The 5392-nt window shown below is 71.4% G+C and carries 2 protein-coding genes and 1 pseudogene; 1 reads left to right on the forward strand and 2 read right to left on the reverse strand.

Features of this window, described 5'->3' with window-relative positions:
- A partial coding sequence (locus Z052_RS19490; protein WP_241898022.1) for a NifU family protein occupies positions 1-331 on the forward strand: 331 nt, incomplete at its 5' end.
- 48 nt (positions 332-379) lie between these two features.
- On the opposite strand, the pseudogene Z052_RS19495 reads toward Z052_RS19490, so the two are convergent.
- Both Z052_RS19495 and Z052_RS19500 read right to left on the reverse strand, forming a co-directional pair.
- A pseudogene (locus tag Z052_RS19495) lies at positions 380-4212 on the reverse strand (glycoside hydrolase family 97 catalytic domain-containing protein).
- Positions 4213-4395: 183 nt separating this feature from the next.
- Positions 4396-5392 (reverse strand): DUF402 domain-containing protein (locus Z052_RS19500; protein WP_099289378.1); only part of this gene is annotated, 997 nt, incomplete at its 5' end.

Raw genomic sequence — 5392 nt, forward strand, 5'->3', positions numbered from 1 at the left:
CGACGAGAGCGACGAGAGCCTCGCGGACCGGGTCGAGCGGTGGATGGTCGGACAGATGCCGATCATCCAGATGCACGGCGGCACGAGCGTCGTGCGCGAGGCGAACCCCGAGACCGGCGAGGTCGTCGTCGAGCTCGGCGGCACCTGCTCCGGCTGCGGTATCTCGAACATCACCGCCGACAACATCCGCCGCGACCTCATCATGGACTTCGACGAGGTCGACAACGTGACGGTGCGGACCGCCTCCTCCGGCGATCAGGGCGCCTCGACGGTCGAGGGCGGTCGCGGCGGCGAGCTCCGCCACGAGACCGACTCCGCGAACCACTTCTGAACGCGGCGGGCCGTCCCGCCGCGAGGCCTCTCGATTCCGCCGCCTCTCTTATAACGACGTGAACGGCAGCGACGCGAGCGAATCGGGGCCGTAGTCGAGCGCGTCGGCCTGCGAGACGCCGTCCGGCGTCACGAGGTCGACGACCCGCGGCGCGTTCCCGGCCGCGCCCTCGCGCGCGCCGCCGAAGACGAAGGTCCCGGCCTCTTCGGCGACCGCGCGCAAGCTGCCGCGGTCCTCCGAGCCGACGACCGGCGCCACCTCCCAGCCAGAGATGTCGCCGCCGACCGCGGACTTCGGCACCGAGACGACGGCCGTGTTCGACTCGAAGCTCACGAACACCTCCGGCGTGCCAAGGTCTCCGCCGTCGGCGTCGGTGATCCCTTTCGCGAAGCCGCTGGCGTCGATCCGGTACTGCCACGGCGCGCCGAACTCGGCGGTGAGCCCGAGATCGTCCAGCGCGCTCGTGCGGCCGCCGTTCGCGTCGGGATCGCGCAAGTAGACGAGGAAGTAGTGCGGCGAGAAGTCGCCGCCGAACGCGTCGTAGAGGTTCTCAACCTCGAATGCGAACCGGTACTCTTTCTCGGTCTCTAAGACGCGGAATGAGCGCAGATCGAACGCGCCGTCTCGGAACGCACCGTCCGTCGGGTAGACGTACTCGGCGGGCCCGTCGTCGTCGCGCTTCGGGTCGGTCAGCTCGGCGACGACGTCGCCGGGAGCGACGGTAACCGTCTCCACGGCGAGCTCCTCGTCGGTCTCCGGGTCGCGAACGGCGACGTCGTAGGTGCCGATCGCCGTGATCCGGTAGCCGAGTTCGACCGTCTCGTCCGTCGCGTTCGGCGGGAGCCGGACGTTGGCGAGCGTCTCGACCTCGCCGTCGACGACGATCTCGACGTTCGTGCCGCCCACGAACCCGGCGTCGTTCGACCCCGTCCCCGCGATGAACGACTCGTCGAGGTCGGCCTCCTCCGCGATCTCGATCGAGATGTCCTGTTCCGGCCGCTCGTACTCCGGGAGTCGACCGATCTCGCGGCCCCGCGCCGGACGGAACCTGACAGCAGTTCCGCCGCTCGGCGCGAGCGACGCGAGCAGCGTCGTGCTCGGGGTGACGATCGCCTCGTCGATCCGGACCCCGGTCGGGTCGGCGTCGACGCCTCCTCCGATCGCGTCCGAGTAGATCTCCGCGACGTACTTCGGGCCGTCGCGGCCGCCGCCGTTCCCGTTATTCTTCCCCTTCCCCTTCCCCTTTCCGCCACCGTTGCCGTGCCCCGGCGCGTCCCCGGACTTACCGGGTGCGAGGAAGTCGAGCGGCACGTTGACCGCGCGGCCCGCCCCGTCGGTCATGACGCCGACGTACCACTCGCCGCCGTGCCGGCGGGCGATCGCGAGGTAGTCGCCGATCGCGGCGCCGACGACGCGCGTCTCGTCCCAGCCGGCGGCCGGGACGGACTCGACGAAGGAGAACTCCGGCTTCGCGTCGAAGTTCTCGTTCTCCGGAACGTACCCCTCGTACTCGGCCGGGATCGGGGAGGGCTTGCCCGACTCGGTGACGGCGACCGCGTTGAGGTTGAATCCCCCCACGTCGCCGGTGAACCCGTCTCCGCCGTCCTCGTAGTCGAGCTCGACCGCGATCTCGGTGTCGCCCGCGTCGAGTTCCACCCCGGTCGTGAACACCCGCCAGTCGTCCCAGTAGGCGGTGAAGTCGGGTTCGATCGTCCGGCTCGCGTCGCCGACGCGGAGCGTCGCTCGCGGCCCGCCGGCGTCGATCACGCGTTGCGCGTTCTCCTCCGGCGCGCTCGCGTACCGGAGGTGGAGGTCGTATGTCCCCGGCTCCTCGACGCCGCGCACGACGTACGTCACCGACGAGCCGCTCGGTGCGCGGTTAGGGTCGACGGCGACGTGGTTCGTGCCGAACGCGTCCCGCCACGTGTCGTCGGTCACCAGTCCGTCGCGCTCGCCAGCCGCGGCTTGGAGCCCCTCGCCCACCTCGAACGTCTCGTCGACGTACCCCTCGATCCGGTCGGCGGCCATCTGGAGGCCGCTGAGGTACGTCGGGTACATCGCGAGCTGCTTGGCGCGGGTCGTCTGGACCTGGTCGCCGCGGTCGTCGCCGAAGGTCACGTCGAAGATACCCGGCTGGAAGCTCACCGGGCCGGCGAGGTTCCGCGTGAACGGGAGCGTGACGTGGTGGTCGCGGCCGACGTTCGATCCGAGCTGGCCGAACCCGTCGTACTCCTGGGCCTTCACCACCTCGCGGTTCGCCACGTTCGGGTAGGTCCGGATCTCGCCGGTCGGCTTGATCCCCTCGTGGATCTCCAGCAGCTGACGGTTCGCGGCCGCCTCACGGATCGCGAGCCGGTGGTGGTTCACCGCGAGCTGGTTGTGCTGGTTGTGGGTCGGCTCGGCGCCGTCGCCGTCGATGCCGAGCCCCGGGTCCGAGACGTACCCGTGATCGAGTTGATCCCCTCGGCCTCGTACCCCGCGAACACGCCCTCGTCGAGGATCGCGGCCTCGTACTGCGGGATGTTACCGGCCGTCTCGTTGTGGATCGTCATCTCGACGGGGTCCGGCAGCGACGCGCCGAAGTCGGTCACCTCGGGCACGTCGAAGTCCGGATAGGAGTCGTCGACGCCGAAGCCGAAGCCGGTGCCGTCCCCGGGATAGGTGTCCCACCCCTCGTTCCACCCCTCGACGAGCACGCTGTCGATCCCGTTCTCGCTCGCGAAGCGCATGTACCGCTTCATGCGCTCGGTCCGCGCACCGTGGACGTACGCGGCGGGATTTCCGTCGTTCCCGGCGATCTCGTCGTCCGACTTGTACTCCCAGTTCGCCTGCCCCGCGATCATCGTCCACCAGATGCCGACGTACTTGCGGGGCTCGATCCAGTCGGCGTCCGGCTCGCCGCCCGCGGTCGGCAGCGCCGACTCGTCGAGCGGGTCGGCGAGCAGCGGGACGAGCTGCGACTCGATCAGCTCGCCCGGCCGGTCGACGACCTGTATCGTCCGCCACGGCGTCGCCGCCGGGAGGTCGAGCGAGGCCCTCGACCCGTCGGGCAGCGGCGTGAGCTCGGTCGCGAAGGCCGTCCCCCCGTCGTCGCTGCGGGGCGCGAGCGTCGCCGCCGCGTAGTCGTCGAGGTTCGCCTCGTGGACGCTGAGGTACGCGTCGCCCGCGTCCACCGTCAGCGGCGTGTGCGCGCCGGTCCGGGTCGGCGTGTCCGTCGGCCGCGTCTCGCGGCTCCCGGCCGGTATCTCCGACAGCGGCGTCTCCGCGTACTCCTGCTCGAACCGCGGATTGGTTACCTCGTTTCGGATCCACCAGGCGTCGTAGTCGGCCGCGAAGTCGACGCCGGTGTTCTCCGAGTCGATCACCGCCTTCTCCGAGTGGCTCGCGAACCCCTCCCCGAGGACGACCCGGAGGCCGACCCCGTCGTCGAACGCGCGCACTTGGAGGGTCGCGGTCCGCGCGTCCGCCGCGGGGGCGCCCGACCCGTCCGCGTCCCCGGCGGCGTCGGCGAGCCCGACGCTCAGGGCGCGGTACTCCGCGGACACCTCCTCGTACGCGCCCCACACCGGCTCCCACTCCTCGGTCGCCGACTTGCGCTCGGTGCCCGTGACCGTCACCGGGCCCGACTCCCCGTCGGCGCTCGCACCGAACGACGGCTGATTCCGGAAGTCGAACCCGACCGTCGACGGTCCGACGTACGCTTCGCCGCCGCGAGCGACCTCGTAGGTCGGGGATCCGCCGGTGACGTCGACCGTGACCGCGATCGATCCGTCGGGCGACTCGACCGTCTGGACCGGGTCGTCCGCCTCGTTGTCGACTCGCGCGGCGTCGTCGGCCGACACGTCTCGCGAGTAGGCCGCGGCGGCGACCAGCGCCCCCACGCTCCCGAGGAACCCCCGCCGCGTCGCGCCGTCAAACGTTTGCTGTGATCGTTTCTCACGCATTCCGTCCGCAGCGTGTATGCGATGAATAATAATGCTATTGTAACGAATCGAAGTGATTGGATTTCGAAACGACCGAGTCGACGCGCCTCGGCGCCCGGACCGCCGCCCGCCGATCCACCTCTACAGCGCGTTCTCCAGCGCCGACGCGACGCTCCGCACCTTTTCGGCCAGCGCCTCGGGGGTGTGGCCGGCCGCGACCGACTCGGTCAGCTCCTCGTCGTCGACGCGCTCGACCGTCCCGTCGGGGTGTTTCATCACGTCGACGTGGAGGTCCACGTAGCGGGCCGCGTCGGGGAACACCTCGACGGGCGTACAGACGTTGACGTACGTCCCGCGGACCGTCCCGTCGCGGCCGCGGTACGTCGTCGGGTACCACCAGCGCCCCTCCTTCAGGCTCGTCTCGGCGACGTCGCCGGCCTCGCGGTCGACGCCGAGCCCGTCGTAGGTCCCCCCGCCGGTCATCTCGCGCTCGACGGTGACGGTCCCGTCGGCGTCGACTCCCGTCACCGTCCCCTCGCCGAGGGTGATCAGCCGGCCGTCGGGCTTCCCGTGGTCGATCCGGAGCGCGTCGCCCTCACGCGGGCCGAACGCGTCGGCCACGACCGCGAACGGGAACTCGGCGTCGGGAGCGGGGTCGCAGAGCGCCTCCGCGAGGTCGACGCCGGCCGAGGCGTCCGCCGACCCCGCCTTCACGCGGTGGTGGCCGGGCATCGTCGCGGTCGCGGTCCGCCGCGCGTCGTCGAGTCCCGACCGGCTCTCGCGGCCGAACCAGACCCAGACGCCGGCGTTCGGCGCGGCGAGCGGGGCGTCGCGGAGCCGGCTCCGGTCGCTGACGACGCCGAGCCCGTCTCCGGTCCCGTCGTCGACTCCACTCTCGTCGTCCGCTCCGGTCGCCGCGCGTAGCCCCTCGGCGGCCTCGACGGCCGCGTCGAGGCCCGCGGTCAGCGCCTCCGTGTCGGCGTCGACGGCAGCGGGCTGCCACACCGCCCGCCAGCCCGTCGGCGGTTCGAGGTCGAGCAGGTCGAGCATCCCGGACAGCTCTCTGGCGGCCTCGTCGCGCTCGAACCGGGGTCCGGGACGCGGGTCGACGCCCGGGACGACGAGGCCGCCAGAGAGC

This window comes from Halorubrum sp. C191 (genome assembly GCF_002727095.1).
Lineage (GTDB): Archaea > Halobacteriota > Halobacteria > Halobacteriales > Haloferacaceae > Halorubrum > Halorubrum ezzemoulense.